Source organism: Aeromonas schubertii (assembly GCF_000820105.1).
Classification (GTDB): domain Bacteria; phylum Pseudomonadota; class Gammaproteobacteria; order Enterobacterales; family Aeromonadaceae; genus Aeromonas; species Aeromonas schubertii.
This window is the reverse complement of record NZ_CDDB01000033.1, coordinates 1-23,607: the sequence shown is the minus strand read 5'-3', so window position 1 is coordinate 23,607 and position 23,607 is coordinate 1. Positions and strand designations below refer to the sequence as shown.

The window sequence follows — 23,607 nt, the reverse complement described above, 5'->3', positions numbered from 1 at the left end:
CAGGCCTTGCATGAAGGCCACATCTGTGGTCTGCTGCCTGACCGGCCCGCCGGAGCGCGGGTAAACCAACAGGGATGACATGACCGCGACCTACCAGACCCGAACCCGGATGGTGATGGAAAACCTGCGTGCCCGCATTCTCAGCGGCGAGCTCCCCGCCGGCGCCCCCCTGCGTCAGGATGCCCTGGCCCGGGAGCTCAGGGTGAGCCGCATTCCGGTGCGCGAGGCCCTGATGCAGCTCGAGGCCCAGGGGCTGGTCAAGTTCACCGCCCATCGTGGTGCTGTTGTTACCGAACTCGAGAGCAGCACAATCGATGAGCTGTTTTATTTGCGAGCCCTGCTGGAAGCCGATACCCTGTTCCACGCCGTCGACCTGATGACCGAGGCCACCTTTGCCGAGGCAGAGGCGATTTTGGCCGAGTTTGACCAGGCACTGGAGAGCGGAACCCGGGTAGAACGCTGGGCAGAGCTGAATCATCGCTTTCACGCCACCCTCTATCGCGCCGCCGGGCGACCCCAGGCTCTGGAGCTTATCGCCCAGATCAACCTCAGCTGTGACCGCTATGTCCGTTTCGAGCTGCTCTTCGCCCACGACGGGGTCGAGAAGGCCGAACGGGAACACGCCCACCTGCTGGCCCTGTGCCGACAGCGGCGCAAACATGAGGCCGTGGTGCTGCTGCAGCGCCACATCGCCGATGCGGCCAATTCGGTCAAACAGATACTGCAGTCCGGAAAATAACCACTCGCTCGTAACTCATAATGGCAACTGACATGCAAACCCCTGAGATCATCGCCAACCGGGTCGCCCAGGTCCGGGATACCCTGAGATCCCTTGAGCTGGATGCCTTCATCGTCCCCCATGACGATGAGCATCTGGGAGAGTACATCCCCGCCGACGCCGAGCGCCTCGCCTGGCTCACCGGCTTCAACGGCTCCGCCGGTGTCGCCGTGGTGCTGACCAACCGGGCGGCCCTGTTTGTCGACGGTCGCTACACGGTTCAGGCCCGCCTGCAGGCTCCGGGCGAGATCTTCGAATATCACCATCTGGTCGAGACCCCTCACGTTGCCTGGCTGGCTGACCAGCTCGAACGCGGCGCCCGGGTTGGCTTCGACCCGCGACTGCACAGCCTGAACGGCTATCGCGAGGCGAAGGCCCTGCTCGCGGATCGCGGCATCGAGCTGGTACCCGTGGCGCAGAACCCCATCGATCAGCACTGGGACGATCGCCCCGCCCCGAGCAAGACCCCGGCCATCCTCTACGGGGAGGAGCTGGCAGGGGAGTCGAGCACCGCCAAGCGTGAGCGCATCGCCGCAGACCTGCGCAAGCGCGGCCTCGATGCCGCCCTGCTGACCCAGGTCGAGTCCATCAACTGGCTGCTCAACCTGCGTGGTCGCGACGTGGAGCGCCTTCCCGTGGTGCTCGGTTTCGCTATCCTCTATGCCAACGGTACCCTGGACTTCTTCGTCGACACCGACAAGCTCGAGTGCTTCGCCTTCACCCAGCACGTGGGCAATGACGTCTCCCTCCACCCCATCGACAAGTTGGGAGAGGTGCTGAGCCGCCTTGGGGAGGATCGCCTGCGGGTGCTGGCCGATCCGGCCACCAGCAATGCCTGGAGCCAGCTCACCCTGGAGGAGGCCGGCGCGACCCTGGTAGCCGGCCAGGATCCGACCCTGCGCCTCAAGGCCTGCAAGAACGAGGTGGAGCTGGCCGGCATGCACAACGCCCACCAGCGCGACGCCGTAGCCGTGGTGCGCTTCCTGGCCTGGCTGGATCGCCTGGTGCAGAGCGGTGACTTTGATGGGGTGGACGAGGGGACCCTGGCCGACCGCCTCGAGGCCTTCCGCAAGGAGAGCGATCTTTACGTGGAGCCGAGCTTCGACACCATCTCGGCCCTGGGCCCCAATGCTGCCATGTGTCACTACCGCCATACCAATGGCGTGCCGCGCCCCTTCGGCCTGGATGGCATCTATCTGGTGGACTCGGGCGGCCAATACCTCGACGGTACCACCGATATCACCCGCACCCTCTGCGTCGGTGAGGTGACCGAGGAGCAGAAGGCCCTCTTCACCCGCGTCATGCAGGGCCATATCGCCCTCGACCAGGCTCGCTTCCCGCGCGGCACCGCCGGTATCCAGCTCGACGTGCTGGCCCGCCTTCCCCTGTGGCAGGCCGGCTTCAACTACGACCACGGTACCGGCCACGGCGTCGGCCACTTCCTGAGTGTTCACGAAGGGCCCCAGCGCATCGGCCCCAAGGGCAACCTGGAGCCCCTGCAGCCGGGCATGGTGCTCTCCAACGAGCCGGGTTACTACCGGGAGGATGGTTTCGGCATTCGCTGCGAGAACCTGGTGGTGGTCACCGAGTGTGAGGAGCCGAGCGAGGTGCCCATGCTGCGCTTCGAGCGCCTCACTCATGTTCCGTTTGATACTCGCCTTATCGACCGCTCCCTGCTGAGCCCGGACGAGTTCCGCTGGATCAACGAGTACCACGCCGAGGTGCGCCGCCGTCTCAGCCCCCTGCTGGAAGGGGACGATCTCGCCTGGCTGGAGCAGGCGACCGAGCTGCTGTAACAGGGTCAAACGACTCATCCCTCTCAATCCGGGCCCCAGTGGCCCGGATTTGTTGACTGGCTCGCCAAGGGCAGTGGTGCCCTCTTTCTTGATCCGCATCATGGAGCCAGAAGCCGGGATGACGACAATAGGCCCCCCTATGAACAAGCTGACTCACCCCCGACTGCGCCGTGAACGGCGCGCCATGCACACCAAGATTCGCCTCTTCTGCCGCCACCACCATCGCGGTGAGCAAGAGTGTGACTGCAAGCGACTGGTGAGCGTGGCGGATAACCGGCTGCGCCTGTGCCGCTTCGGTGTCGACAAGCCCACCTGCGTGCGCTGTGATCACCCCTGCTTCCCGGCGGCCGGCCACCTGAGACTGCAGCAGATGAGCCTGTGGGCCAGGCTCCCCATGCTCTGGCGCCACCCCTGGCTGGCCCTGCGCCACTGGCTGGATGGCCAGCGCCGACGCCCCGCCCTGCCAGGCAGTCGCCCCTTGCCGCGCTAGGGCAGTGACGGCATACTCCCCGCACCTGATCGGATGGAGAGCTGCCATGTCCCTGATTGCCCGCCTGCGACTGCGTCGTGCCCTCAAGCGTGTACTCCCCCTGGCCCTGCGCCTGCAACGGGACTACGGCCCGGCCGACGCCTATACCCGGGCCCAGCTGGAGAATCTGGCCAACCGGGAGAAACTGGGTACCCTGGCACGCCAGGCACTGCACGCCCTCTTTCGCCAACCGGGCAGCGAGGAGCAAGAGTTGCTTGCCCTGCGCACCAAGCTGGCCAGTCGCCTGTTCGACCCGGGCCACATCTTCACCGCCCACGACCTGCTCACCCTCTGCAAGAGCGGCGGCTGGCGTGGCGGCACCGACCGAACCGTCCAGACCCAGGGCGCCCGTTTCCACCAGTATTGAGTTTGAGGAACCGTCATGACCCCGTCACCTGTCATCCGCCTGGCCCATCACGCCGACCTGCACGCCATCTGGCAGATCGAATCCCGGGTGTTTGGGGATCCTGTCTACCCCGCCTTCTTCTTTCGCCAGGCGCTGGATCTCTGGCCGGATCTGCTGATCGTGGCCGAACGGGAGGGGGAGCTGCTGGGCTATGTGCTGGGAGGACTCGGTGAAGACGCCGAGCTGGGCTGGGTCCTCTCTCTGGCCGTCTTGCCCGAGGCCCGCAGCCAGGGTCTGGCCCAGCGTCTGCTGGAGGAGCTGGAGTGGCAGCTGCGCAAGCAGGGGATGCACAGGACCCGCCTCACCGTGGATCCGGCCAATCTGGCCAATCGCCTCTACGAACGCCTGGGCTATCAGCTGGTCGCCGTCGAGGCCGAATATTTCGGTCCCGGTGAGCCGCGCAACGTGCTGGAGAAGGCGCTCCACTTTGCCGTCAACGCCGAGGGCCAGGAGGCCCGCGCCTAACACACTTGGTTACAGATTTCCGATTTGCCTCTGTCGGTGACCGGGGTAGAGTAGAAACGTCCAAATGGTGAACAATTTTAACGAGGGTGACTCCCCATGCTGAACACGAGCAAGAAACTGGCCCTGCTGGCCATGATCACCGCCTCCCTGGCAGGCTGTGCCAATAGCGACATCTACTCCGGCGACGTCTACACCGCCGACCGCGCCAAGCAGGTGCAAACCGTCACCTATGGCACCATCCAGGCGGTACGTCCGGTCAAGATCCAGGCCGATGACAGCAGCCTGCTCGGCACCATAGGCGGCGCCGTGGTCGGCGGCCTGCTGGGCAGTACCGTCGGGGGTGGCACAGGTCGCGATATCGCCGCCGCCGGGGGTGCCATCGCCGGCGCCGCAGCCGGCAAGGCCATCAACGACAAGGTGAACCAGGTCGACGGGGTCGAGCTGGAGATCCGCAAGGACAACGGCGAAGTGATCGCCGTGGTACAGAAGGCCGATGCCAAGTTCCAGCCGGGCGCCAAGGTGCGCATGAGCCAGGGGAATGGACGGGTCAACGTCGCCGTCATCAACTGAGCACAGCGCCGGTAAAAAAGGTCCCTTTCGGGGCCTTTTTTGTTTTTTCCTGTCAGATCCTGCAAGAGATCACCGATTTGGCATCCCCCCATTGACCGGTTTGACAAATACTCAGGATACTGCCGGTGACTAAGGAGGCACTATGCTGGATCAGAGCTGGCTGGAAGCGGGATCCGACGGCGAGGATCAGGATAAGCTTTTCCTGCGCCTCAAGAGTGCCACCAGTTGCAGCGAAAACCAGCTTCAGGCCCTGCTCAAGTCCTCCCCCTGGCACCGCTGGCAACCCCAGCTGGAGGGGATAAAACAGGCGGTTGCCCGCCTCAATGCCCTGCAGGCCGCCCATGAACTCCCCGCCCCCATCGATCGCTTCTGCATCGCGGTGCGACGCGATGCCCAACTCAAGATCCAGATCGACAAAGACAAGATGACGGCCCACGTCGCCGTTGTGGCCGACTGGGGAGGGGAGCCTCTCACCCTGGATCGGTTGCAAGAGGCGATGGCCGCAGCCGGTGTCACGGTCGGCCAGAATCCCGATCTGGAGCGTCAGGCGGTGGCCATGATGCATCACGCCCAGGCAGGCAGTGAGCAAGTGCTCCCCATCGCCCGCGGGATCCCGGCCAAAAATGGCCTCGACTGCCGCTTCGAATCCCTGGTCGAGACCATGGCCGACAGGGTCCTCAAACCCCGCGAGCTCGATAATGGACGGGTCGATCTGCGCGATCTCGGCACCCTCACCACGGTCCAGGCCGGCACCCCTCTGCTGCGGCGTCATCCGGCCACCCAGGGGGAACCCGGCGTCAACGTCCAGGGACAACCCCTGCCCCCCAAGCCGGGCAAGGAGATGCCCCTCAGCGCCGGAGAAGGGAGCGAGATCAGCGCCAGCAACCCCAATCTGCTGGTCGCCCTGCGGGCCGGCATGCCGAGGCACGACAAGAACACCATGGTGGTGGACAACCTGCTCACCATCAAATCGGTGGATGCCAAACACGGCCATGTGGAGTTCAATGGCAGCCTCATCATCACCGGGGACGTGGAGCCGGGCATGAAGGTCAAGGCGAGTGGCGACATCGCCATCGGCGGCTTCGTCGAATCGGCCCAGGTCCAGGCTGGCGGCCATCTGGCCATCAAGCACGGGGCCATCGGTCACCGCACCACCGACCACAAGGCCTTCACCTGCCGCCTCAGCGCCCAGGGCAACCTGACGGTCGCCTTCGCCCAGTACGCCAGTCTGGAGTCCGATCAGGATCTGCTGATCCAGAACCAGGCCTCCCACTGCTACTGCCGTGCCGGCAAGAACCTGATCGTCGGCGATGCCAGCGGCCGCAAGGGCACCCTGCTCGGTGGCCTCGCCATCGCCAATGACAGCATTCAGGCCCCGGTGATCGGGGCGCTGGCCGCCAACCACACCCGCTTGCAGGTGCTCGGGGGCTACTTCGCCCTCCACTCACGGGAGCAGGAGCTGACCCAGGAGAAGGGGGAGATCCAGGCCATGCTCGGCAAGATGCAGACACTGCTGATCAAGCTGGTCAAGCTCCCTCAGGAGAAACGGGATCGCGCCCTGCTGCTGCGCCTGAAGGAGCAGAGGGAACACCACATGACTCACCTGAAGGAAGTCAACGCTGCCCTCGAAGAGCTACAGGACGAGTTGACGGCCGTGCTCGGCACCATCCACGTGGCCGCCACCGTACGCCTCTACCCGGGGGTGGAGGTGGAGCTGGCCGATCGCCTCTACAAGCCCCAGATCGAACACGGCCCCTGCCGCATCCAGATCCAGGAGGGGAAAGCAGTGCTGCAACCCTGGACCCCGCCAGCCAAGGCGGGCCACTGAGTCATCGCATCGTCGGCGGCTTTTGAGTAGACTCTGCCCTCTCCCGCCCTCTTCATCAGGTAGTTGACGTATGTACAAACTGATCGCCCTCGACATGGATGGAACCCTGCTCAACCATCAGAAGCAGATCTCGGCGCGCAACAAGGCCGCCATCGCCGCCGCACGCCAGCAAGGGGTGACGGTCGTACTCGCCTCCGGCCGTCCTCTGGAGGGGATGAGCGCCTATCTGGAGGAGCTGGGCATGACCGGCGAGCAGGACTATGTCATCTGCTACAACGGCACCCTGGTACAGCGCGCCGCCGATCGCGGTGTGATCCGCAGCCAGTCACTGCGCGGGAGCGATGCCAGCCGCATCGCCAGCCTGGCCGCCGAGCTCGGGGTCAACGTGCACGCCTTCTCCCCGGAGCGCGGCCTCATCACCCCCGCCATGAACCACTACACCGAGCACGAATCGCGCCTGAACGATCTCCCCGTCACCCTGCTCGACTTCGCCGGCCTCTCCCCCGAGGAGGAGATCCTCAAGGTGATGCTGATCGATCCCCCCGAGCTGCTCGGTCCCGCCATCGCCCGCCTGCCGGCTGAGCTCTATCAGGCATACACAGTGGTGCAAAGCGCCCCCTTCTTCCTCGAGATCATGAACCGCGAGAGCCACAAGGGGGCCGGGGTCGCCGCCCTGGCGGAACATCTGGGGATCGAGCGACATCAGGTGATCTGCATGGGAGATGCGGGCAACGACAGCCATATGATCGACTACGCGGGCCTTGGCATCGCCATGGGCAACGCCACCGACGAGCTCAAGGCCATGGCCGATCACATCACGGCCAGCAATGACGAAGACGGTGTCGCCCTCGCCATTGAGCGTTTCGTGCTCGGCCACTGAGCCTTTCGGTAAAAACGATTCCCGTCACGGCCCGGACAATTGCCTGCCAGAACACCCCCTGGCAGGCTATCTTTTCCCCCATCCCCCCCTAGAATGTCAGCCACTACAGGCAGATTGATTAGAAGAAGGCCCACCATGATTGACCGCTCGCTTCCCCTTACCGATCTTCACCGCCATCTGGATGGCAATATCCGTGCCCAGACCATACTGGAGCTCGGCCGCCGCCATAACATCGCCCTGCCGGCCGATGAACTGGAGGCACTGCGTCCCCACGTACAGATCGTCGAAAACGAGCCGAGCCTGGTGGCCTTCCTGAAGAAGCTGGACTGGGGCGTCGCCGTGCTGGCCGACTACGATGCCTGCCGCCGGGTCGCCTACGAGAATGCCGAGGATCTGCTGCGGGCCGGTATCGACTACGCCGAGCTGCGCTTCAGCCCCGCCTACATGGCCATGGCCCACAAGCTCGATCCGCAAGGAGTGGTGGAGGCCGTGGTGGACGGAGTTCGCGCCGGCTGCCGTGACTTCGGGGTGCAGGCCAACCTCATCGGCATCATGAGCCGTACCTTCGGCACCGAGCAGTGCCGTCGCGAGCTGGAGGCCTGCCTCGCCCACGCCAATGCTCTGGTCGCCATCGATCTGGCCGGCGACGAGCTGGGCTTCCCGGGTGAGCTCTTCACCGACCACTTCCGCCGGGTGCGCGACGCCGGCCTGCGGGTCACCGTCCACGCCGGTGAGGCCGCAGGCCCCGAGAGCATGTGGCAGGCCATCCGCGATCTCGGCGCCGAGCGTATCGGTCACGGGGTCAAGGCCATCGAGGATCCGCGCCTGATGGAGTTCCTCGCCGAGCGCCGCATCGGCATCGAGTCCTGCCTCACCTCCAACGTGCAGACCAGCACGGTCGAGAGCTTCGAGCGCCACCCGATCCGCCAGTTCCTGGCTCACGGCATCCTCGCCTGTCTCAACACCGACGATCCGGCGGTCGAGGGGATCGAGCTGCCCCACGAATATGAGGTGGCCGCACCGGCCGTCGGCCTGAGTGCCGCCGAGATCCGTCAGGTTCAGCAAAATGGTCTGACCCTGGCCTTCCTCGGCGAGGCCGAGAAACAGGCCCTGGCCGCGCGCTGCGCCGCCCGCTCCTGACCCGCACTGCCACTGATGACGGGCCCGCACTGCGGGCCCGTTTCGTTCATGGGCCATTCACCGGCACCCGCTAAGCTGCGCGCGATCGGCGGGCATGGTGTCCGCCACCCCGAGGATGCCCCATGACATCGGCCCCCCTGAACGACCCCAAGACCACCCTGGCCACCACCCTCAGCAACACAGCCCACGCCCTGCAGGGAGAGAGGGTCAGCCTGCGCCAGATGCTGGAGCTGATCGGCGAGCAGGGGATGCTGCTCTTCTGCCTGCTGCTCACCGTGCCCTTCCTGCTGCCGGTCTCCATCCCCGGGGTCAGCACCCCCTTCGGCCTGTTGATCCTGCTTATCGGCATCGGCATCGCCCTCAATCGGGTGCCCTGGCTGCCCCGTATGCTGATGGACCGCCACTTCGCCACCGACCAGCTCAAGGCGACCCTGCACAAGGGCTCCGCCCTGCTGGCCAGGCTCGATCGCGTTATCCGGCCCCGCCTGCTGATGCTCAGTGAGAGCCATACCATCAACCGGGTCAACGGCCTGCTTATCGTCGCCGCCGCCCTGCTGCTGATGCTGCCCCTCGGCGCCATTCCCTTCACCAACACCCTGCCCGCCTGGTGCATCCTGCTACTGGCCGCCGGCATGCTGCAGCGCGATGGCCTGCTGATCGCCGGGGGCTACACCCTGCTGACCGCCACCCTGGGCTGGTTCACCGCCCTCGGTATCGCCGCCCTCAAGGCGGGCCAGGGAGCGGTCAACCTGCTGGGGTGAGGCTCCTCACTCCACCAACTCCAGCCCCAGGCTCTCGAGCAGGGCCAGGGCCTCGAAGCGGGAGAAGCGGGCCCCCTTGACCTCGTTCTCCCGCACATCGATGTCATAGCCGGTGGCATCGCCAAAGTCGGCGCCTCCGAGCCTGGTCCGGCGAAACAGGGCCCGGGAGAAGTCGCTCCCCCTCATGAAGGCCCGGGTCAGATCCGCATCGCGCAGATCCGCATCGTGGAGGCCGCACTCCTCCAGCACCAGGCGCTGCAGGGTGAGTCCGAAGAAGGAGGCGTGATGCAGGAGGCAGTGGTGAAAACGAAGACCAAACTCCTTGTGATAGGGGGCCCAGGTCAACCGGGTCCAGTCTATGCCCACCAGCTTGCACTCGCTGAAGGTAACCTCCGCCAGGGTGGACCAGGGGAACGCCGCCATGCTCAGGTTGCAGCGAACAAACTCGCAGTTGACGAAGGCACAGTTCCTGAACTGTGCACCGGAGAGATCGCACCCGATGAAACGGCAATCCTCGAATTCGACCTTCTCATGTTGGCTCTCGGGCAACTCGAGCCCCTCAAAATGGAGCCCAAGACAGAAAGCCCCCTGCTCCCAGGGTGTATGCATGGCGTGATACTCCTCGATGGCGCGCCCTCTGGACGGGCGAAAGGGGAAGCGTAACACCCCGGGCAGAGCCCATGGAACAGGGGATGAGTCACTCACAGCGGGCTCCGCCGCCCCTGGCGGGCCATGGCGCAGCGTGTCGGACAGGGCGCTCGGCTTGGTGTGTGTGATGTGCCACCCGCCAAATACCGACAGTCACGTCATGAAAAAGTAAATAAGGCCAGTCAGAACTGGCCTTATTATATTAGTTGCACCGTATTTTCTGCGTGTAATATTTATATCTTGATGCGTGTATTCAAAACCCGTTTGGGTTATCGATAATATAGCGCCAGCCACCATCCTGATAGGTCATCACCTCGAGGGCCATCCCCTTCTTGCCCCCCTTAATCTCCCAGTTTGAGCGGACGAGCGCCGTGTCACCGTTAATATGAATCGAGGCACCGTGGTTGATCATCTCAACCTCGCCACTCATATAACCGGCGAGAGCCTGTGTGATCGCCGCCCTCCCCTTCGCCTGCTCACCCCTCTCGTTGAGGACCAGCACAGCATCCGGATGAAACAGGGTGGCCAATCCGTTCAGATCCTTGGCGGCGAAATAGATGGCAAATAGCGAATGCAGTTCAGCGGGTGTTTGCGGCTTTTTATATTCTGCCATGGCAGGCGACGCTATTAATATGGCCAGCACCCATAACAGGGACCATGCTTTCATTCTTCTCTTCCTCCGAAAAAATATGAGAGAAAGAGTAATGACATCTGGCCAGGTTGTAAATTAGCTACCAGAAGGTAACTAATTACCATCGGGTAACCCTCGCGGTGGTTTTTATATTAATGGGCCAGCGGCCCCTTCATCCACATTCGCATACGCAGGGACTCATAAGAGGGGCCTGGATCGTCACTGCATGCCCTCCATCGCGGACCAAAAACAGTAACGGGAGGCATCGCCTCCCGTTGTCATCGGTTCGCTCAGAGCCCGAAGCGGGGACGCAAGCGAATGCCGATCAGGCTGCCCGCCAGGGCCATCAGCATCCAGACCCAGCCGTGCAGGCTGCCCGACGCCGTGCCATCGAAGAAGCCCCCCAGGTTGCAGGCGCTGTACATGGCTCCCATCCCCATCAGCAGGCCGCCGAGAATGGCCGCCAGGCTGTTGCCGAGCCTGATCGGGGCGAAGTGACCGCCACCGCTGATGCAGCGTGCCAACATGGCCCCCAGGATCCCCAGCCAGAACATGCCGACCATGGGGTTGAGAAAGAGCGGCTGGGCCAGCTTGGGGCTGCCTTCGAACAGGCCAAACAGGGAGGCACCGCGCAGGGCCATGTCATAGACGGCCCCGGTGATGGTCCAGGCCGAGCCGTGCAGGGCTACCACGGCCGAGTTAAGCAGGGCGATAAGCACGCCACCGGTCAGCACGGTGAAGCGGCCATCGCGCCAGAAGAGATTGCCCGTCCCAAACAGGGGGGTGACCTCTCCCCTGTGTCGCCGTTCACTGCGACGGAACAGTACGAAGAGCAGGGCCACCAGCGCCAGGTTGAGCAGCATGCCACCCCAGAGGTTGCCGGTCAGATCCCTGGCCAACACCACCTGGCTGGAGAAGGTGGACTCCAGCTCGGGGCGGAACTGGTTGCTGATGAGGGTGCCGATGCCATAGCAGAGCAGCACCAGCCAGAAGCGGGGCTGTCCCTCACCACAGCAGTAGAGGGTGCCGGTGGCACAGACCCCCGCCAGCTGCATGCCGATACCAAACAGGAAGGCGCCGGCGATAAAGGGAACGCCGATGGCCATCACGTTACCCACCATGGGGTTGCCAAACAGGGCGTGGCCGAAGGAGAGGAAGGCGGTGAACAGCAGGATCTCGATGGCGATGGTGAGCAGATGCACCCGCACATAGTAGCTGTTGCGTTTGGTCAGCATCTCGCGCCAACCGAAGACGATGCCGAAGCGGCTAAAGGAGAGGGTGAAGCCGAAGCCGAATCCGATCAGGGCCATCAGGGCCCATTTCATGCCGAAGGTATTGCCAAGCCAGAGTAACGCTCCCCCCGCGATTGCCACGATGGGGAGCGACCATTTTCGATTCATACCTGTAGTTCCTTATGAGGAAAAGAGACGGGAGCGGGGATCCTATTCCCTCATTGAGTCCGACACCATCGCTTTTGACCCTGTGATCACAGGGTTGATCTTCAAATGAAAATAAATATCATTTGCAACCCTCGGTGGGATGACCCACGAGTTCAGGCCCCAGGTCGACAACAACAAGAGACGAACATCACATGCATCAGATCACTTCGCGGCGCACTCTGCTGTGCCTGGCGTTGCTGGCGGCGCTCGCGCCGGCCCGGGCCGCCGACGAGACACTCGTCATCAGGGGTCAGCGCACCCAACACCCCGAGGTGGCCACCGCCACCCGCACCGCCACCCCGGCCAAGCTGGTTCCCCAAACCATCGACAGCGTGGCAACCGCCGAGCTGACCGCCTTCGGCCAGGCGACCCTGAGCGAGGCGCTGGTCGGCATCCCGGGGGTCGATGCCAGCGGTGACACCCGCTTCGACGGCGTCACCATCCGCGGCTTTAGCGCCGGCAACGATCTCTTCCTCGACGGCTTTCGGGACGACATGCAGTACACCCGGGATCTTGGCAACATAGAGCGGGTCGAGGTACTCAAGGGGCCGGCGGCCGTGCTCTACGGCCGAGGCAGCACGGGGGGGATCGTCAACCGCATCAGCAAGAAGCCCGAGAAGGGGCAGCCGTCGAGCGTCACTGTGCGCGCCGGCAGCCACGACTACCGGCGCCTGGCGGCCGACCTTAACGCCGAGGCGAGCGAGCGGGTGCAACTGCGCCTGAACCTGGCCCAGGAAGACACCGACAGCTTCCGCGACGGGGTACACGGCACACGCACCCTGCTGGCGCCGGCCCTGAACTGGGATCTGACCGAACGGGTGAGCTGGCTGCTGCAGTATGAGCGAAACGAGCACGACCGCATGCCGGATCGGGGCATCCCCGGGGTCGCAGGTCGTCCGGCCGAGGTGTCTCACGGCGCCGTCTACAGCGACACCCGCCGCGACTATATCGACGATCTCGCCCAGGCTGCCCGCTCCCGCCTCACCTGGGATCTCGGCGATGCGTGGCAGTTGCGCCACCAGCTGAGCCTCATCAGCCTCGACAGTCAGTTCGACAACACCTATGTCACGGGCGTGAAGGGCGACCAGGTGACCCGCGCCCGTTGGCAGCAGGATCTGCAGGCCCGCAACCTCAGCTCCAACCTGGAGGCCGAAGGGCAACTGCACAGCGGTCCCCTCGCCCACCGTCTGCTGATCGGGGTTGAGCAAGGGTGGCAGCATCGCACGCCCAGGCTGTGGCAGAATGCCGCCCCCATCGCCCGCGGCAATCTCTACGACCCGGCCAATCTGCCGGTCTATGACGGTCCCATGAAGCTCTCGAGTGACGCCAGACACAGGGTGAAGAGCCAGGCCACCTATTTGCAGGATCAGATGAGCCTTGGCGACTGGCATCTGCTGGTGGGGCTGCGCCATGACCACTTCGATATCACCACAGAGCGCTTCGACAAGGGCACCCAACAGACGCTGAGGAGCGACACCCTGAGCCCGCGCCTCGGCCTGGTGTGGAACCCGGTCGAGGAGCACGCCCTCTACACCTCTTTCAGCAAGACTTTCTCCCCGGTCGGAGGCGGCCTCATCGGCATCACCCCGGGAGACAAGAACAACGATCTCAAGCCCGAGCACACCCGCCAGTATGAAACCGGGGTGAAGAGCGACTGGCTGGAGGGGCGTCTGGCCACCACCCTCTCCCTCTACCGCCTCGAGATGTACGACAAGCGCACCCGGGATCCACTGGATCCGACCAGGATTGAGCTGACCGGCCTGCAACGTACCGACGGCATCGAGCTGAGCGCCCGCGCCCGACTCACCGACCAGATCTACCTGCGCGGAGGGGTCGCCTTCCTGGATGCCGAGCTGGTCGAGGCCGAGGCCCGCTATCGGGGCAAACGCCCGAGCAACGTCTCGCGCCAAAACGGGGAGCTGTTTGTGGGTTATCAGCAGGGCAGTCTGGGCTGGTTTGGGGAGAGTGGCTTCACCGCGGTGGGGGATCGCTTCGCCGACAGCGACAACACCACTGTGCTGCCGGGCTATGCCCGGGTCGACGCCCGCGCCGGCTACCGCTGGCCCGAGTGGGAGACCCAGCTCGCCGTGGAAAACCTGCTCGACAAGACCTACTACGTGAGCGCCACCAGCGCCGCCCAGATCATGCCGGGCGCCCCGCTACAGCTCAACCTGACGGCCACCTATCGCTTCTGATCCAACAAGGGGGAGCGTCGGCTCCCCCTCGCTTCATCCCTTCGGCCAATGCGGCCATTCGGGTTATCCCCTCACCCCCATGCCTTGCGAGCCACCACCTGGGCGAGGGCGATGCGCCCCTCCTGCAGGTTGCGCCCCTGGTTGTGGGCCATCTCCCTGAAGTCGAGACCGAGCAACAGGTGAAACCCCAGGGCGGGCAGCCCCTCGCGGGCGATCTTCCCGGCCAGGGCCACAAACCAGTGGCGCGCCGCCTCGGTACTGTCAACCCAATCGCTTATCACAAACCCCGTCCCCTCGAGCAAGGCTCTGAGCTCATCGGGAGAGACCAGAAAGCTGGTCTGTGGCGTACGGGACCAGGGCACCGGGAAGTGTACCGGGCCACAGGGGCCAGCCAGCACATCGTAGATGGCCAGGGTCCCTCCGGGTTTGAGAACCCGGTGCATCTCCCGATAGAGTTGTCCCTTATCCGGGATGTTCATGGCCACATGCTCGCTCCAGACCACGTCGAAGCTCTGGTCCTCGAAGGGCAGGCGGGTGGCATCCCCTCGCAGATAGTCGACGAGGTGGGTCAGCCCGGTTCTGGCCGTAAGCAGGGTCGCCGCCCGGCAATACTCGTCGGTAAGATCGATGCCGGTCACCCGACAACCAAACTCGGCCGCCAGAGCGCGCGAGGTGCCGCCGACCCCGCTGCCCACATCGAGCACCCGTTTCGTGTCGTCGAGGCCAACCGCCTGGGCCAGCTCCAGGGTCGCCGCCCGGCCACGAATATGAAACTGATCGACCGGGGCGAGCTCGGCCGGGGTAAGCCGGTTCACATCCTTGCCCGCGTTTGCCAGGGCCGCCAGAATGACGTCGCCGAGATCCGCCCGGGTGTAGTGGGTCTCGATGGCTTGATTGACTCCCTTTTGTCCCGACATGATCCTCTCCTCCCGGCCTCTATGGGTTATAGCGCCTGAACCCTGTCGGTGACAGGGTGCCGTTCAGAGCGCCTTGGCCATAAACAGGTTGAACTCGCTGGCCTGGTAGTCGCCGAAGGGGTCACTCCACTCGAAGCCGTTGCGAAGATAGAGCCGATGAGCCGCCTCGAAGGTCGGACCCGTTCCCGTCTCGAGCAGCAGTCGGGCATAACCGCGCCGCCGCGCCTCGTGGACTATCTCGTCGAGGATCGCCTGCCCCACGCCGCGGCGCAGACAGGCGGCGCGAGTGCGCATCGACTTCACCTCTGCGGCCCATGGGTCTAGCTCTTTCAAGGCACCGCAGCCACACAGGGCACCATCGAGCCACGCCGCCCAGAAGGTGACGCCGGGCGCACGCAGGCGTTCGATCCCGAGCGCATTCACGCACTCGGGCGGCGAGTTGCTCTGCATGCCGGCCAGATGCTCACTAACCAGCGACTGCACCTCGGCCGACGCCAGATCATCGATACGAACCTCTATCATCACGACCTCCTTTGAATCCTTTCCCTGGCCGCACCTCAACCGTGCCAGCCCTGTTAACCATCCATGGCGCGAGCCCCGTCGGGGCTCGTCATCATCTGGCAACAACCGGTTTTATCTCATGACGGGGCAGACCTATCCCCCTGTTTTCTGAACAGGCTGGGGGTCATGCCGGTGATACGCTGAAACTCCCGGTTAAAATTGGATTTGGTCTGAAAACCGGCCTGCATAAAGATCCGGGTAATGCTCTCGTCCGTGGTCAGCAGTGCCTGCTTGGCATGTGCGATGCGATAGTCGTTGATGACCCTGGGGATGCTCTGGCGGTGCACCTGATTGACCGCCATCGAGATCTGTTTGGCGGGGATGCCCAGTTTTCGCGACAGTCTGGAGAGGGTCAGCTCGGGATCCAGGTAACAGGCCTGCTCCTTCATCAAGGCATCCAGCTTCATGACAATCTCACCGGCTCTCTTTGGGGTCAGCACTGATTCCCTGTCGCCCCCCTCGCCGGTCGGCAAGGGAGGCTCCTCCACCTCGGGCAGGCTGACCCCCACCATGACGACGGCCACCGCCAGCACGGGCAAGAGGATCAGGTGACCCAGGGTGACGATATAGAGCGACAACCGCCCCTGGTTCAGGGCGAAGTCGAGGGAGATGGCGCCATCGATGGCCGCCGAGAACAGAAGCATCCAGCCCGCCACATGTTCTGCCCGCCTGACCCCCTCCCACTGATGAAAAGAGATGTGTAGCAGCAGTGGCCCCCGGGCCGAGCAGCGCACCAGGGCAATGCCGTAGCAGAGATAGATCCCCGTCAATATGCCATCGAGGGGAAGCCCCCAGCAGGGAGCCGTCAGCAGGCTGACCAGCACCAGTGCGGGCCCGCAGGCATGGTGCCAGGGGAACCGGGTCGGCTCCCCGTCGGCGCGGGTGAAGAGATACCAGGCGGCGACGGGAATGAGTGAGGCAAAGAGCGGCTGAAGCTGGCCAAGCAGCGCCAGATGAAATGTCCAGCGCAGTCCCACCAGGCCCATGGTGGCGGCGCATAACAACAGGAAGAGGGCGGCCATCTTCGCCTTCTCTCCCAGTCGCACCAGCAAGAGAGCGGCCAGCAGTCCCAACAGGGAAGAGACGATAAAGGGTATTGGAATGGCCAGCATGGTTGATCCCGATTGAGCCCGTTTCAGGCGGTGCCAGCATAACGACTTTTGCGGATTCACAGAAGCGAACCGGGGAGCAGGAGCGGTTTGAGGTCGTCCTCAAACCCGTTTCAGGACGCCGGGAGCCGGCACTCGGGCCAGGATGGGGCACCTAATCACGTTGGAGGTGTTCATCCATGTTCTCTTTCTATCTGCTCGCGTGGCAACGGGCCCTGGACGTCTCCGGTCGCTCTTCAAGACCGGAATGCTGGTGGTTTATGTTGTTTCACCTGCTGGTTACCCTGACTTGCATCCTGTTGGATGTGCGTCTGGCCGCGCTTGGCTGGCTGGATCTGGGCTATGGCGTGGCCAGCACCCTTCCCCTCATCTCCCTGATCATTCGCCGGCTGCATGACACCGGGCGCTCCGGCTGGTGGGGCTGGGTCTTCTTTGCTCCTCTGGTGGGCCCTTTGGTGCTGGTCTACCTGCTGGCGATGCAGGGAACCGGCGCCATCTCCGCTGAGGAGGTGGCACCATGAGACGGCTCCTCTTGCTGCTCGTGCTCTGCGCCCCGATGGCCTCTGCACAGGACCCCCATCCGCTTCCCCAGGGCGCTCTCGGGTTGTTACAGGTGGCGAGCCTGACCCGGGGCGAGCTGATCTGGATGCAGGGGCGGGTGGGTGAAGGCATCTACACCACAGTCGACAAGGAGGGGCGCCACTGCTCTATCCGGATGCCGGTCGCCGTCGGCAAGGTGGCGCGCAGCGGTGTGGGTGTCGAGGCCAGCGACGGGCTCACCATCATCGTCATGAGTCAGGCACTCAACGATGCCTTGCTCAAGGGCGAACGCATCGCCCACGATGCCTTTCGTTTCGCCTTCGGCACGGGGGAGAGCGCCGCCGATGGCGTTATCGTCAACGGGATCGCGGCGGATGAGGGATTTGTCCTGAACGCCAGGCGCCGCTGGATCTCCTGGCTGCTGGACGATGACCCCGGGCCGGGCTGCCAATGATCGAGATTGGGGCTCCCGCTTCGTGGCGATCGGCGCTCTGGGCGCCCCAATGCCAGCCGCCCGTGGTCTCACTCATGGGCATGGGGTTTTACTTCTGGCCCCTCGCTCACTAGACTTCGCCTCCCACTCGCCGATCCGTGTAGCCCCATGACCTTTAACCAACTCGACCTCTCCCCTGCCCTGCTGGCGGCCCTGCCCGCCGATCTGCAACGCCCGACCCGGGTGCAACGGCTGGCCATTCCGGCCGTGCTGGCGGGGCGGGATCTGCTGGCGCTGGCCCGTACCGGCAGCGGCAAGACCCTGGCCTTTGGCCTGCCCTTGCTGGCGCGCCTCGACCCCGCCAACGACCGGGTGCAAGGGCTGGTGCTGGTGCCAACCCGCGAGCTGGCCGCCCAGGTGAGCGACGCGCTGCAACCATTCGCAACCGCCATGGGTCTGCGACGGGTCACCCTGTGTGGCGGGGTGGTGCAGGAGCAGCAAGAGGCCGGGCTGGCACAGGGGCCCCAACTGCTGGTGGCGACCCCGGGCCGGCTGCGGGATCTGCTGAGCCAGCAGAAACTGACTCTGGAGGCGCTGCGCCTGCTGGTGCTGGACGAGGCGGATCGCCTGCTGGAGATGGGCTTCTGGCCCGATATCCAGACCCTGCTTGGATTGCTGCCCAAAGAGCGGCAGACCCTGCTCTTCTCGGCCACCCTGCCGGGCGAGCTGGAGGCGCTGGCCACCGGTCTGCTCAAGGATCCCGAGCGGGTCGAGGCGGATCCGCGCAACAGCGTGGCCGACGACATCAAAGAGCGGCTCTATCTGGTCAACAAGAGCAGCAAGGTGCCGGCGCTCATCAGCCTGCTCAAAACCCGGGAGTGGCCGCAGGTACTGGTCTTTATCAGCGCCCGGGACGACGCCGACGGCGTGGCCCGCAAGCTCGCCAAGGCCGGCATCCCGGTGGCGGCTCTGCATGGAGAAAAGGATCAGGCGGTGCGCGAGCAGGCGCTCGGGGAGTTCAAGGAGGGTAAGGTGCGGGTGCTGGTGGCCACCGATCTGATGGCGCGCGGCATCCACGTCGAGGCGCTGCCGGTGGTGATCAATCTGGATTTGCCGGCCAACGCCCCTGTCTACGTGCACCGCATCGGCCGCACCGCCCGCGCGGGGCGCAGCGGACTCGCCATCTCCCTCACCTGCCACGGGGAGGCCGAGACGCTTGCCGCCATCCGCACCCTCACCGGGCGAGCACTGCCGCTGGAGACCCTGGCCGCCTTCCCGGTCACCGACCAACCCACCAGCGGCGCCGGCAAACGCCCGCCCCGTGACAAACAGGCCAATCGCCGCACCCAGGCAAAGCGCAGCATCAAGCAGTTCAAAGGCAGGGGGTAAGCCTCTGTTGCCAAACGGAATAAGTCACCAGGCAGGGACCTCCATCACCCTACACGGCTATCAGAGCGGTGGGTGTCCTCACCTCTAATTTCACCAGTGTCATATCACCCATTGGGCAAGAATGGATAGGCCTGTTCGAACCCCCGAAACTTATCGTTGATAAAATCCATCACCTTCCTGACCTTGAGGCTCGGGTAGTCGGTCTGTAGATACACCAACTGCAGTGGCATAGGGGCTGCCAGCCATTCAGGAAAGAGGTGGATGAGTCGTCCGGCATACACATCCTCGGCGACGTCAGGCCAACTCTTGTAGGCAATGCCGTATCCTGCCAGCGCCCAGTCTCGTATGACCGACCCATCATCAGCAATACGCCGTCCTTTTACCTCTACAGGCAGAGGAAGAGCCCCCTGGCTGAACATCCAACGCTGCCAACGTTGGCCACCGCGCTCCAGAATCAATGCCTCGTGCTGCCCCAGCTCATGGGGAGAAGAAGGCCTACCTCGCGCGGCGATATAACCCGGTGAGGCAACCGCAATACGATGTACATGGGTGAGGTGGCGGCGCATCAAGTTGGAAGCAGGCAGCTCCCCATATCGGAGCGCCAGGTGAAGATTGCGTGAGATCAGATCGTCCAGGCCATCGGTGAACACCAGGCTCAGAGAGAGTCCAGGATGGGCCTCAAGCAGCTCATCCAACCAATGCCGCAGCAGATGGCGTCCCAGATCTGAAGGCACGGAGAGACGAACCTCTCCACTGAGTTCATTACGCCCTTCGGCCAGGGAGATGGCGGCATGATCGAGTAGCGCAAGGGCTTGCCTGGCCGCATCGATAAAATGCACCCCTTCCTCTGTTGGCTGCATTCGACGGGTAGAACGAACGAACAACTGCGCCCCCAGCCGTTTCTCCAGACGCTGCAAGGCGGCACTGGCAGCCGCAGGCGTCATCTCCAGCGTACGACTGGCAGCAGAGAGACTTTGTAGCTCAAACACTCTCAGCAGGAGACGGATTTCGTTGAGTTCCAGCATCAAAAATTATTTGAAAATGAATCAAATGATACCTGCATTCTCAAACAATCGTAGATGCTAGACAATACCCAAACGAAATCCGTCATGGCGGATATATCCGAAGACGAAGGGATGACCATCAGATACCTGGAGCAAGGGTATATTTTCAGCGTGCCTTGCTTTCAATTATCAACGTGATGAATTCACAAAATATTAACCTGCCGTTCTCTGCATGAAAAAATATGCAGCAATAGATGCAATGGTCATGTCTCTCTACTGATGACCCCGCACCCTATGGAAAGGGTTGGATTATTTCGTGCAACAAAAGACAGAAAAAACATCGGTTATGACAATAGAGGTGAAACGATGAATGCTACCACCATGACTCAGAAAGAGTATGAGTTGCCAACGCCGGAAGTACTGGAGGGGGCTCAGCTTGCTGCTCCAGTCGTGCATGCCGCCAGACTCTATGCCGCCTTCTGGAACAGTGGCAACCCGGATTATGCCCGCGCCGCGTTAAATGAGCACTTCATTGACCGCACTCCACCTGCCGGACGCAAGCCAGGAGTAGAGGGGGTGGTAGAAGCCTCCAACCATTTTCGAGAAGCCGTCCCCAACCTGCACGTCCGTGTTGAGCATATTTTGGTAACCGGTGAATACGCGACAATTCGATACCGTTTCATGGGGCACTTCACCGGACGCATGGGTGAATTGCAGGGCGAAGGACAGACAATTGATTTTCAGGCCGTTGATGTATACCGGGTCAAAGACAAGCAAATTGTCGACAACTGGCATCTGGAAGATTACAACACCCTGTTCGAACAAATGGGAATGAAATAGTTTTACCCATCAGATATACCAACGCGGCAGCTCACACCTCGAGTAAACAGTGCAACACCGGGATACCCATCACGACAGCGTACAGTCATACTGCTATCGCCGCGATGGGTGTCCCAACGTCCTTACTATCACCCGGTTGTACATCCTCCCGGAATAAGCAGAGCCACGCCATGTAACCGCTCTGCGCAGGAAGCCCGAAGTGAGCGAGCCGGCTTAGCCGTAGATCCGCGGCTGGTTGATCAGCTGGTGATGTGACATCGAGCCTGCATGGCTCCAACTGGCAACGCGGCTAAAGAAGTCCACATGCTCGCTAAGATGTGCGACCGATTTATTATCGTTGGGCAATGTCAGGGTTCTTCCGATATGTGAGATGCTGCCAAAAAACTTGTGCATATTAGGAACGGGATCGCCCTTTATCTTGATATGCAATATCTCCTTGCCCAACTCTTCAAACTTGCCGGCGATGGCGTCGGGTTGTATCCCGCCTTTTGCCAGTTCGCTGGCAATATTCTGCTTCAATTTGGCACCGAGCTCAGCGGATGAGAAGTTGATCGACTTCACCGGCTCACCGGTTTTTGCTCCCAGCATCATGGCAGCGTAAGCGGATTCGCCACCCCCCTTGGAGTGACCAGACACGCTTAATGCATAACCGGCAGGCAAGTGATCCTTCACATCACTGACGAGTTTCGCCGCCTCTTTATAACTATCCGGCGTGCGCGAGAAGACATTTTTTATATTTGCCAGCCACTGTTTGGCCGTCGTGGCAAGGTTACCCAGGGTTCGGGTATTCAGGTCCCCGGCTTTTTCCCCCGAGGTGGTGCCACCGAAGACGATGCGTGCTTCTCTGGTGCTCTCATTGGTGAAGAGATAAGCCGTCAGGCCGCTCTTGGTAAGGATGCCATTGTCACCGATATTCTTCTGTCCCGGCCCGACACTCAGTGCCTGCAGCAAGTGCCCCGAGCCGGTTCCCCATCCCTTTGCGGTCGCCCCCCCAAGCTCTCCCATATCCTGGGTATAAGGGAAGTTTGCCAAGGCGGCATCGGCAATCAGAGTGGTCTTGATGGCGTCAATCGCAGGCTTGTCATCCAGTGAGACCTTGGTGGCCTTGATCTGTCTCAGATCGGGGCCGGACGCAGCCGCCGGCGTATCGAGGGGGGCTCTGGGGTTGGCAAGCGGGGCCGCGACGCTGGATGTCTGCCGCAAGCCACTGGCACTCGCTGGTGCTTCAGACGTCGCCGGTCGATTCTGAATCGCGACATGCCCGAGGGCGCTGTTAATCAACATGGTTCAACGCCCCTCCCTATCGATAATGGCCGCAAACAATCCATTGCGCGCATGATTGGAACGTTGCCAAAAATCGGCGACCGAATGAGTGCTGATGGCCTCACACGGCAGTGCCGTCGACAGCACCACGGTGAGGTTATCTTCGGCCAATGAGAATGACGCAAAACCAATAATTTCGGGATGGTTGTTGAGTAGCAGCAGATTCTTGTGCAACTCCTCATCCTGCGGCAATGCGGCGGGATGAATGGGAAACATCATTAATAATCTGGATGAGGTCAACTGAATAGAGCAATAGTGCTCTCCGTCGCTATTACTAAGATGGCACTCGCCATCCTCAAGTTGCCATTGGTCGCCCGACATATCGGATAACCATTGATTGATCAACGCTTCCTTATTCATTAAACACCCCTGATACCTTGGCTCTTGTACAGGGGGAAAACTTATAATTGAAATGCATCAAGATATATAACTATTGAGCCAGAATTTTTAGCTTTTCACCATGTCGTGCTCATACCACGGGCCTGAAAGACCGCCCTCTAAAAGGGGATAATCCCGGACGACACCGACCGCAATGCGGCAATCACAACACTGGGTATATCGGCATCCTGGGGACGCATCCTCGCGGATAGTGCAGTGCCGTCACCCACCGCCATCAGGCAGCGAGACAAGGAGTGCCACTACCTGGTGGTGACAGTTGCTGTCTGTTCGAGCCTGACTTTTTCCAGCGCATTCCATAGGGCCTGGGCATTGTCGGGATGACCACTGACGAAAGACCTGGAGAGGGCCAGATACCACTTGCTGGACATCAGCGGTAGGGGAAGGGTCGTCAGGCTGTCATTGAGCCCATATTTGCGGATCAGATGCTCACCGATATGGCGGTCGATCACATTGATCTAACCCACCCTCGATGGACACTTGGTTAAGTGAGTAAAATCACTGACAGAGGTACATCATGACCAAAGCAACGATCGAACAGAAAACACCCAGAACCCGTTACTCTCAGCAATACAAGGAAGAAGCCTTGGCTCTGGCCGAGCGCGTAGGAATGAGCAAGGCCGCCATCCAATTAGGCCTCAAAGAAGCCCAGCTCTACGCTTGGCGCACCAAGGCCAAGCAACTCATGGATACGGGGGAGCGCGAGCAGCAACTCGCCGATGAAAATGTCCGACTCAAGCGCCAACTGGCTGAGCAAGCAGAAGAGTTGGCCCTGGTAAAAAAAGCCGCCGCGTACTTTGCCAAACACCTGAAGTGAAGTACGCCTTTATAGCCGAGCATATCAGGCAGTTCAAGGTGACCACCATGACCCGCATCCTGGGTGTGGCCCGCAGCGGTTTTTATGCCTGGCGGACCAGACAGGGCATAGTCTCTGCTCGAGCCCAGATGCGACATCAACTGGACGTTCAGGTAGCCGAGACCTTTGCCGCCGCCAAGGGGCGTTGTGGAGCTATCCGTATCACCAAAATC

At 62.4% G+C, this 23,607-nt stretch carries 26 protein-coding genes; 16 read left to right on the top strand and 10 right to left on the bottom strand.

From position 1 onward, the window contains the following. The first annotated feature begins 79 nt into the window (after window positions 1-79). The 10 genes from BN1133_RS06420 (at window position 80) to BN1133_RS06375 (ending at window position 9,153) form a co-directional block, all read left to right on the top strand. Window positions 80-739, top strand: a complete 660-nt coding sequence (locus BN1133_RS06420; protein ID WP_050665713.1) for a GntR family transcriptional regulator — start codon at window positions 80-82, stop codon at window positions 737-739. Between the two features lie 32 nt (window positions 740-771). Further along, complete coding sequence (locus tag BN1133_RS06415) at window positions 772-2,574, top strand: aminopeptidase P family protein (RefSeq protein ID WP_050665712.1); 1,803 nt, start codon at window positions 772-774, stop codon at window positions 2,572-2,574. Window positions 2,575-2,713: 139 nt separating this feature from the next. Then, window positions 2,714-3,064, top strand: a complete 351-nt coding sequence (locus BN1133_RS06410) for a nitrous oxide-stimulated promoter family protein (protein WP_050665711.1) — start codon at window positions 2,714-2,716, stop codon at window positions 3,062-3,064. A 46-nt stretch (window positions 3,065-3,110) separates the two neighbouring features. Further along, the gene (locus tag BN1133_RS06405; protein WP_050665710.1) at window positions 3,111-3,470 is read left to right on the top strand and encodes a DUF6559 family protein; all 360 of its coding nucleotides are present in this window, start codon (window positions 3,111-3,113) and stop codon (window positions 3,468-3,470) included. Window positions 3,471-3,485: 15 nt separating this feature from the next. Next, window positions 3,486-3,974, top strand: coding sequence for a GNAT family N-acetyltransferase (locus BN1133_RS06400; protein ID WP_050665709.1), 489 nt, complete (start codon window positions 3,486-3,488; stop codon window positions 3,972-3,974). Window positions 3,975-4,070: 96 nt separating this feature from the next. Further along, window positions 4,071-4,544, top strand: a complete 474-nt coding sequence (locus BN1133_RS06395; RefSeq protein WP_050665708.1) for an outer membrane lipoprotein — start codon at window positions 4,071-4,073, stop codon at window positions 4,542-4,544. Between the two features lie 142 nt (window positions 4,545-4,686). Next, window positions 4,687-6,372, top strand: a complete 1,686-nt coding sequence (locus BN1133_RS06390) for a DUF342 domain-containing protein (RefSeq protein WP_082177929.1) — start codon at window positions 4,687-4,689, stop codon at window positions 6,370-6,372. A gap of 70 nt (window positions 6,373-6,442) precedes the next feature. Next, entirely contained in the window at window positions 6,443-7,252 is an 810-nt protein-coding gene (gene yidA / locus BN1133_RS06385; protein WP_050665707.1) for a sugar-phosphatase, read from the top strand. Between the two features lie 135 nt (window positions 7,253-7,387). Beyond that, window positions 7,388-8,392, top strand: coding sequence for an adenosine deaminase (gene add / locus BN1133_RS06380; protein WP_050665706.1), 1,005 nt, complete (start codon window positions 7,388-7,390; stop codon window positions 8,390-8,392). Window positions 8,393-8,514: 122 nt separating this feature from the next. After that, window positions 8,515-9,153 (top strand): exopolysaccharide biosynthesis protein, encoded by a 639-nt coding sequence (locus tag BN1133_RS06375; RefSeq protein ID WP_050665705.1) that lies wholly within the window; start codon window positions 8,515-8,517, stop codon window positions 9,151-9,153. A gap of 6 nt (window positions 9,154-9,159) precedes the next feature. On the opposite strand, the gene BN1133_RS06370 is transcribed toward BN1133_RS06375, so the two are convergent. From BN1133_RS06370 to BN1133_RS06360, 3 genes are all read right to left on the bottom strand, one after another. Continuing rightward, complete coding sequence (locus BN1133_RS06370) at window positions 9,160-9,762, bottom strand: pentapeptide repeat-containing protein (RefSeq protein ID WP_050665704.1); 603 nt, start codon at window positions 9,760-9,762, stop codon at window positions 9,160-9,162. A 292-nt stretch (window positions 9,763-10,054) separates the two neighbouring features. Beyond that, window positions 10,055-10,468, bottom strand: a complete 414-nt coding sequence (locus BN1133_RS06365) for a YybH family protein (RefSeq protein WP_050665703.1) — start codon at window positions 10,466-10,468, stop codon at window positions 10,055-10,057. 254 nt (window positions 10,469-10,722) lie between these two features. Beyond that, complete coding sequence (locus BN1133_RS06360; protein WP_231686244.1) at window positions 10,723-11,832, bottom strand: YeeE/YedE family protein; 1,110 nt, start codon at window positions 11,830-11,832, stop codon at window positions 10,723-10,725. Window positions 11,833-12,023: 191 nt separating this feature from the next. On the opposite strand from BN1133_RS06360, the gene BN1133_RS06355 reads away from it, so the two are divergent. After that, the gene (locus BN1133_RS06355) at window positions 12,024-14,066 is read left to right on the top strand and encodes a TonB-dependent receptor (RefSeq protein WP_050665702.1); all 2,043 of its coding nucleotides are present in this window, start codon (window positions 12,024-12,026) and stop codon (window positions 14,064-14,066) included. 71 nt (window positions 14,067-14,137) lie between these two features. Here BN1133_RS06355 and BN1133_RS06350 read toward each other — a convergent pair whose 3' ends face one another. The 3 genes from BN1133_RS06350 to BN1133_RS06340 all read right to left on the bottom strand — a co-directional run bounded on the left by BN1133_RS06350 (window position 14,138) and on the right by BN1133_RS06340 (window position 16,656). Further along, the gene (locus BN1133_RS06350; protein WP_050665701.1) at window positions 14,138-14,983 is read right to left on the bottom strand and encodes a class I SAM-dependent methyltransferase; all 846 of its coding nucleotides are present in this window, start codon (window positions 14,981-14,983) and stop codon (window positions 14,138-14,140) included. Window positions 14,984-15,046: 63 nt separating this feature from the next. Continuing rightward, complete coding sequence (locus tag BN1133_RS06345; protein ID WP_082177928.1) at window positions 15,047-15,505, bottom strand: GNAT family N-acetyltransferase; 459 nt, start codon at window positions 15,503-15,505, stop codon at window positions 15,047-15,049. A 116-nt stretch (window positions 15,506-15,621) separates the two neighbouring features. Further along, the gene (locus tag BN1133_RS06340; protein ID WP_050665700.1) at window positions 15,622-16,656 is read right to left on the bottom strand and encodes a helix-turn-helix domain-containing protein; all 1,035 of its coding nucleotides are present in this window, start codon (window positions 16,654-16,656) and stop codon (window positions 15,622-15,624) included. A gap of 176 nt (window positions 16,657-16,832) precedes the next feature. Between BN1133_RS06340 and BN1133_RS06335 the strand changes: the two genes are divergently transcribed. The 3 genes from BN1133_RS06335 (at window position 16,833) to BN1133_RS06325 (ending at window position 19,015) form a co-directional block, all read left to right on the top strand. Beyond that, the gene (locus BN1133_RS06335; protein WP_050665699.1) at window positions 16,833-17,174 is read left to right on the top strand and encodes a DUF805 domain-containing protein; all 342 of its coding nucleotides are present in this window, start codon (window positions 16,833-16,835) and stop codon (window positions 17,172-17,174) included. Further along, window positions 17,171-17,647 (top strand): hypothetical protein, encoded by a 477-nt coding sequence (locus BN1133_RS06330; RefSeq protein WP_050665698.1) that lies wholly within the window; start codon window positions 17,171-17,173, stop codon window positions 17,645-17,647. Before BN1133_RS06335 ends, BN1133_RS06330 begins: the two co-directional genes overlap by 4 nt. Before the next feature lie 147 nt (window positions 17,648-17,794). Beyond that, a complete protein-coding gene (locus BN1133_RS06325; RefSeq protein ID WP_050665697.1) occupies window positions 17,795-19,015 on the top strand; it encodes a DEAD/DEAH box helicase in 1,221 nt (406 codons plus the stop codon). A gap of 104 nt (window positions 19,016-19,119) precedes the next feature. Here BN1133_RS06325 and BN1133_RS06320 read toward each other — a convergent pair whose 3' ends face one another. Next, on the bottom strand, window positions 19,120-20,040 hold the full coding sequence (locus tag BN1133_RS06320) for a LysR family transcriptional regulator (protein WP_050665696.1): 921 nt from the start codon (window positions 20,038-20,040) through the stop codon (window positions 19,120-19,122). 345 nt (window positions 20,041-20,385) lie between these two features. On the opposite strand from BN1133_RS06320, the gene BN1133_RS06315 reads away from it, so the two are divergent. Beyond that, entirely contained in the window at window positions 20,386-20,859 is a 474-nt protein-coding gene (locus BN1133_RS06315) for an ester cyclase (protein ID WP_050665695.1), read from the top strand. Between the two features lie 213 nt (window positions 20,860-21,072). Here BN1133_RS06315 and BN1133_RS06310 read toward each other — a convergent pair whose 3' ends face one another. The 3 genes from BN1133_RS06310 to BN1133_RS20015 form a co-directional block, all read right to left on the bottom strand. Beyond that, window positions 21,073-22,143 carry a Tle-like phospholipase domain-containing protein gene (locus tag BN1133_RS06310; protein WP_050665694.1) on the bottom strand — a complete coding sequence of 357 codons (1,071 nt, stop codon included), beginning with the start codon at window positions 22,141-22,143 and terminating at the stop codon, window positions 21,073-21,075. Between the two features lie 3 nt (window positions 22,144-22,146). Beyond that, window positions 22,147-22,542: a hypothetical protein gene (locus BN1133_RS06305; protein WP_050665693.1), complete on the bottom strand. Its 396-nt coding sequence runs from the start codon at window positions 22,540-22,542 to the stop codon at window positions 22,147-22,149. A 278-nt stretch (window positions 22,543-22,820) separates the two neighbouring features. After that, entirely contained in the window at window positions 22,821-23,030 is a 210-nt protein-coding gene (locus tag BN1133_RS20015; RefSeq protein WP_153006698.1) for a hypothetical protein, read from the bottom strand. A gap of 65 nt (window positions 23,031-23,095) precedes the next feature. Here BN1133_RS20015 and BN1133_RS20560 point away from each other — a divergent pair, with 65 nt between their 5' ends. Continuing rightward, window positions 23,096-23,395, top strand: a complete 300-nt coding sequence (locus tag BN1133_RS20560) for a transposase (RefSeq protein ID WP_050665692.1) — start codon at window positions 23,096-23,098, stop codon at window positions 23,393-23,395. Window positions 23,396-23,607: the final 212 nt, after the last annotated feature.

Coding starts and splice junctions, on each gene's coding strand:
- BN1133_RS06415 (WP_050665712.1), top strand. CDS start 772: ATGCAAACCCCTGAGATCATCGCCAACCGGGTCGCCCAGGTCCGGGAT.
- BN1133_RS06335 (WP_050665699.1), top strand. CDS start 16,833: ATGTTCTCTTTCTATCTGCTCGCGTGGCAACGGGCCCTGGACGTCTCC.
- BN1133_RS06350 (WP_050665701.1), bottom strand. CDS start 14,983: ATGTCGGGACAAAAGGGAGTCAATCAAGCCATCGAGACCCACTACACC.
- add (WP_050665706.1), top strand. CDS start 7,388: ATGATTGACCGCTCGCTTCCCCTTACCGATCTTCACCGCCATCTGGAT.
- BN1133_RS06310 (WP_050665694.1), bottom strand. CDS start 22,143: ATGTTGATTAACAGCGCCCTCGGGCATGTCGCGATTCAGAATCGACCG.
- BN1133_RS06375 (WP_050665705.1), top strand. CDS start 8,515: ATGACATCGGCCCCCCTGAACGACCCCAAGACCACCCTGGCCACCACC.
- BN1133_RS06390 (WP_082177929.1), top strand. CDS start 4,687: ATGCTGGATCAGAGCTGGCTGGAAGCGGGATCCGACGGCGAGGATCAG.
- BN1133_RS06330 (WP_050665698.1), top strand. CDS start 17,171: ATGAGACGGCTCCTCTTGCTGCTCGTGCTCTGCGCCCCGATGGCCTCT.
- BN1133_RS06395 (WP_050665708.1), top strand. CDS start 4,071: ATGCTGAACACGAGCAAGAAACTGGCCCTGCTGGCCATGATCACCGCC.
- BN1133_RS06315 (WP_050665695.1), top strand. CDS start 20,386: ATGAATGCTACCACCATGACTCAGAAAGAGTATGAGTTGCCAACGCCG.
- BN1133_RS06355 (WP_050665702.1), top strand. CDS start 12,024: ATGCATCAGATCACTTCGCGGCGCACTCTGCTGTGCCTGGCGTTGCTG.
- BN1133_RS06320 (WP_050665696.1), bottom strand. CDS start 20,040: ATGCTGGAACTCAACGAAATCCGTCTCCTGCTGAGAGTGTTTGAGCTA.
- yidA (WP_050665707.1), top strand. CDS start 6,443: ATGTACAAACTGATCGCCCTCGACATGGATGGAACCCTGCTCAACCAT.
- BN1133_RS06305 (WP_050665693.1), bottom strand. CDS start 22,542: ATGAATAAGGAAGCGTTGATCAATCAATGGTTATCCGATATGTCGGGC.
- BN1133_RS06400 (WP_050665709.1), top strand. CDS start 3,486: ATGACCCCGTCACCTGTCATCCGCCTGGCCCATCACGCCGACCTGCAC.
- BN1133_RS06345 (WP_082177928.1), bottom strand. CDS start 15,505: ATGATAGAGGTTCGTATCGATGATCTGGCGTCGGCCGAGGTGCAGTCG.
- BN1133_RS06340 (WP_050665700.1), bottom strand. CDS start 16,656: ATGCTGGCCATTCCAATACCCTTTATCGTCTCTTCCCTGTTGGGACTG.
- BN1133_RS20560 (WP_050665692.1), top strand. CDS start 23,096: ATGACCAAAGCAACGATCGAACAGAAAACACCCAGAACCCGTTACTCT.
- BN1133_RS06405 (WP_050665710.1), top strand. CDS start 3,111: ATGTCCCTGATTGCCCGCCTGCGACTGCGTCGTGCCCTCAAGCGTGTA.
- BN1133_RS06325 (WP_050665697.1), top strand. CDS start 17,795: ATGACCTTTAACCAACTCGACCTCTCCCCTGCCCTGCTGGCGGCCCTG.
- BN1133_RS06410 (WP_050665711.1), top strand. CDS start 2,714: ATGAACAAGCTGACTCACCCCCGACTGCGCCGTGAACGGCGCGCCATG.
- BN1133_RS06420 (WP_050665713.1), top strand. CDS start 80: ATGACCGCGACCTACCAGACCCGAACCCGGATGGTGATGGAAAACCTG.
- BN1133_RS06360 (WP_231686244.1), bottom strand. CDS start 11,832: ATGAATCGAAAATGGTCGCTCCCCATCGTGGCAATCGCGGGGGGAGCG.
- BN1133_RS06365 (WP_050665703.1), bottom strand. CDS start 10,468: ATGAAAGCATGGTCCCTGTTATGGGTGCTGGCCATATTAATAGCGTCG.
- BN1133_RS06370 (WP_050665704.1), bottom strand. CDS start 9,762: ATGCATACACCCTGGGAGCAGGGGGCTTTCTGTCTTGGGCTCCATTTT.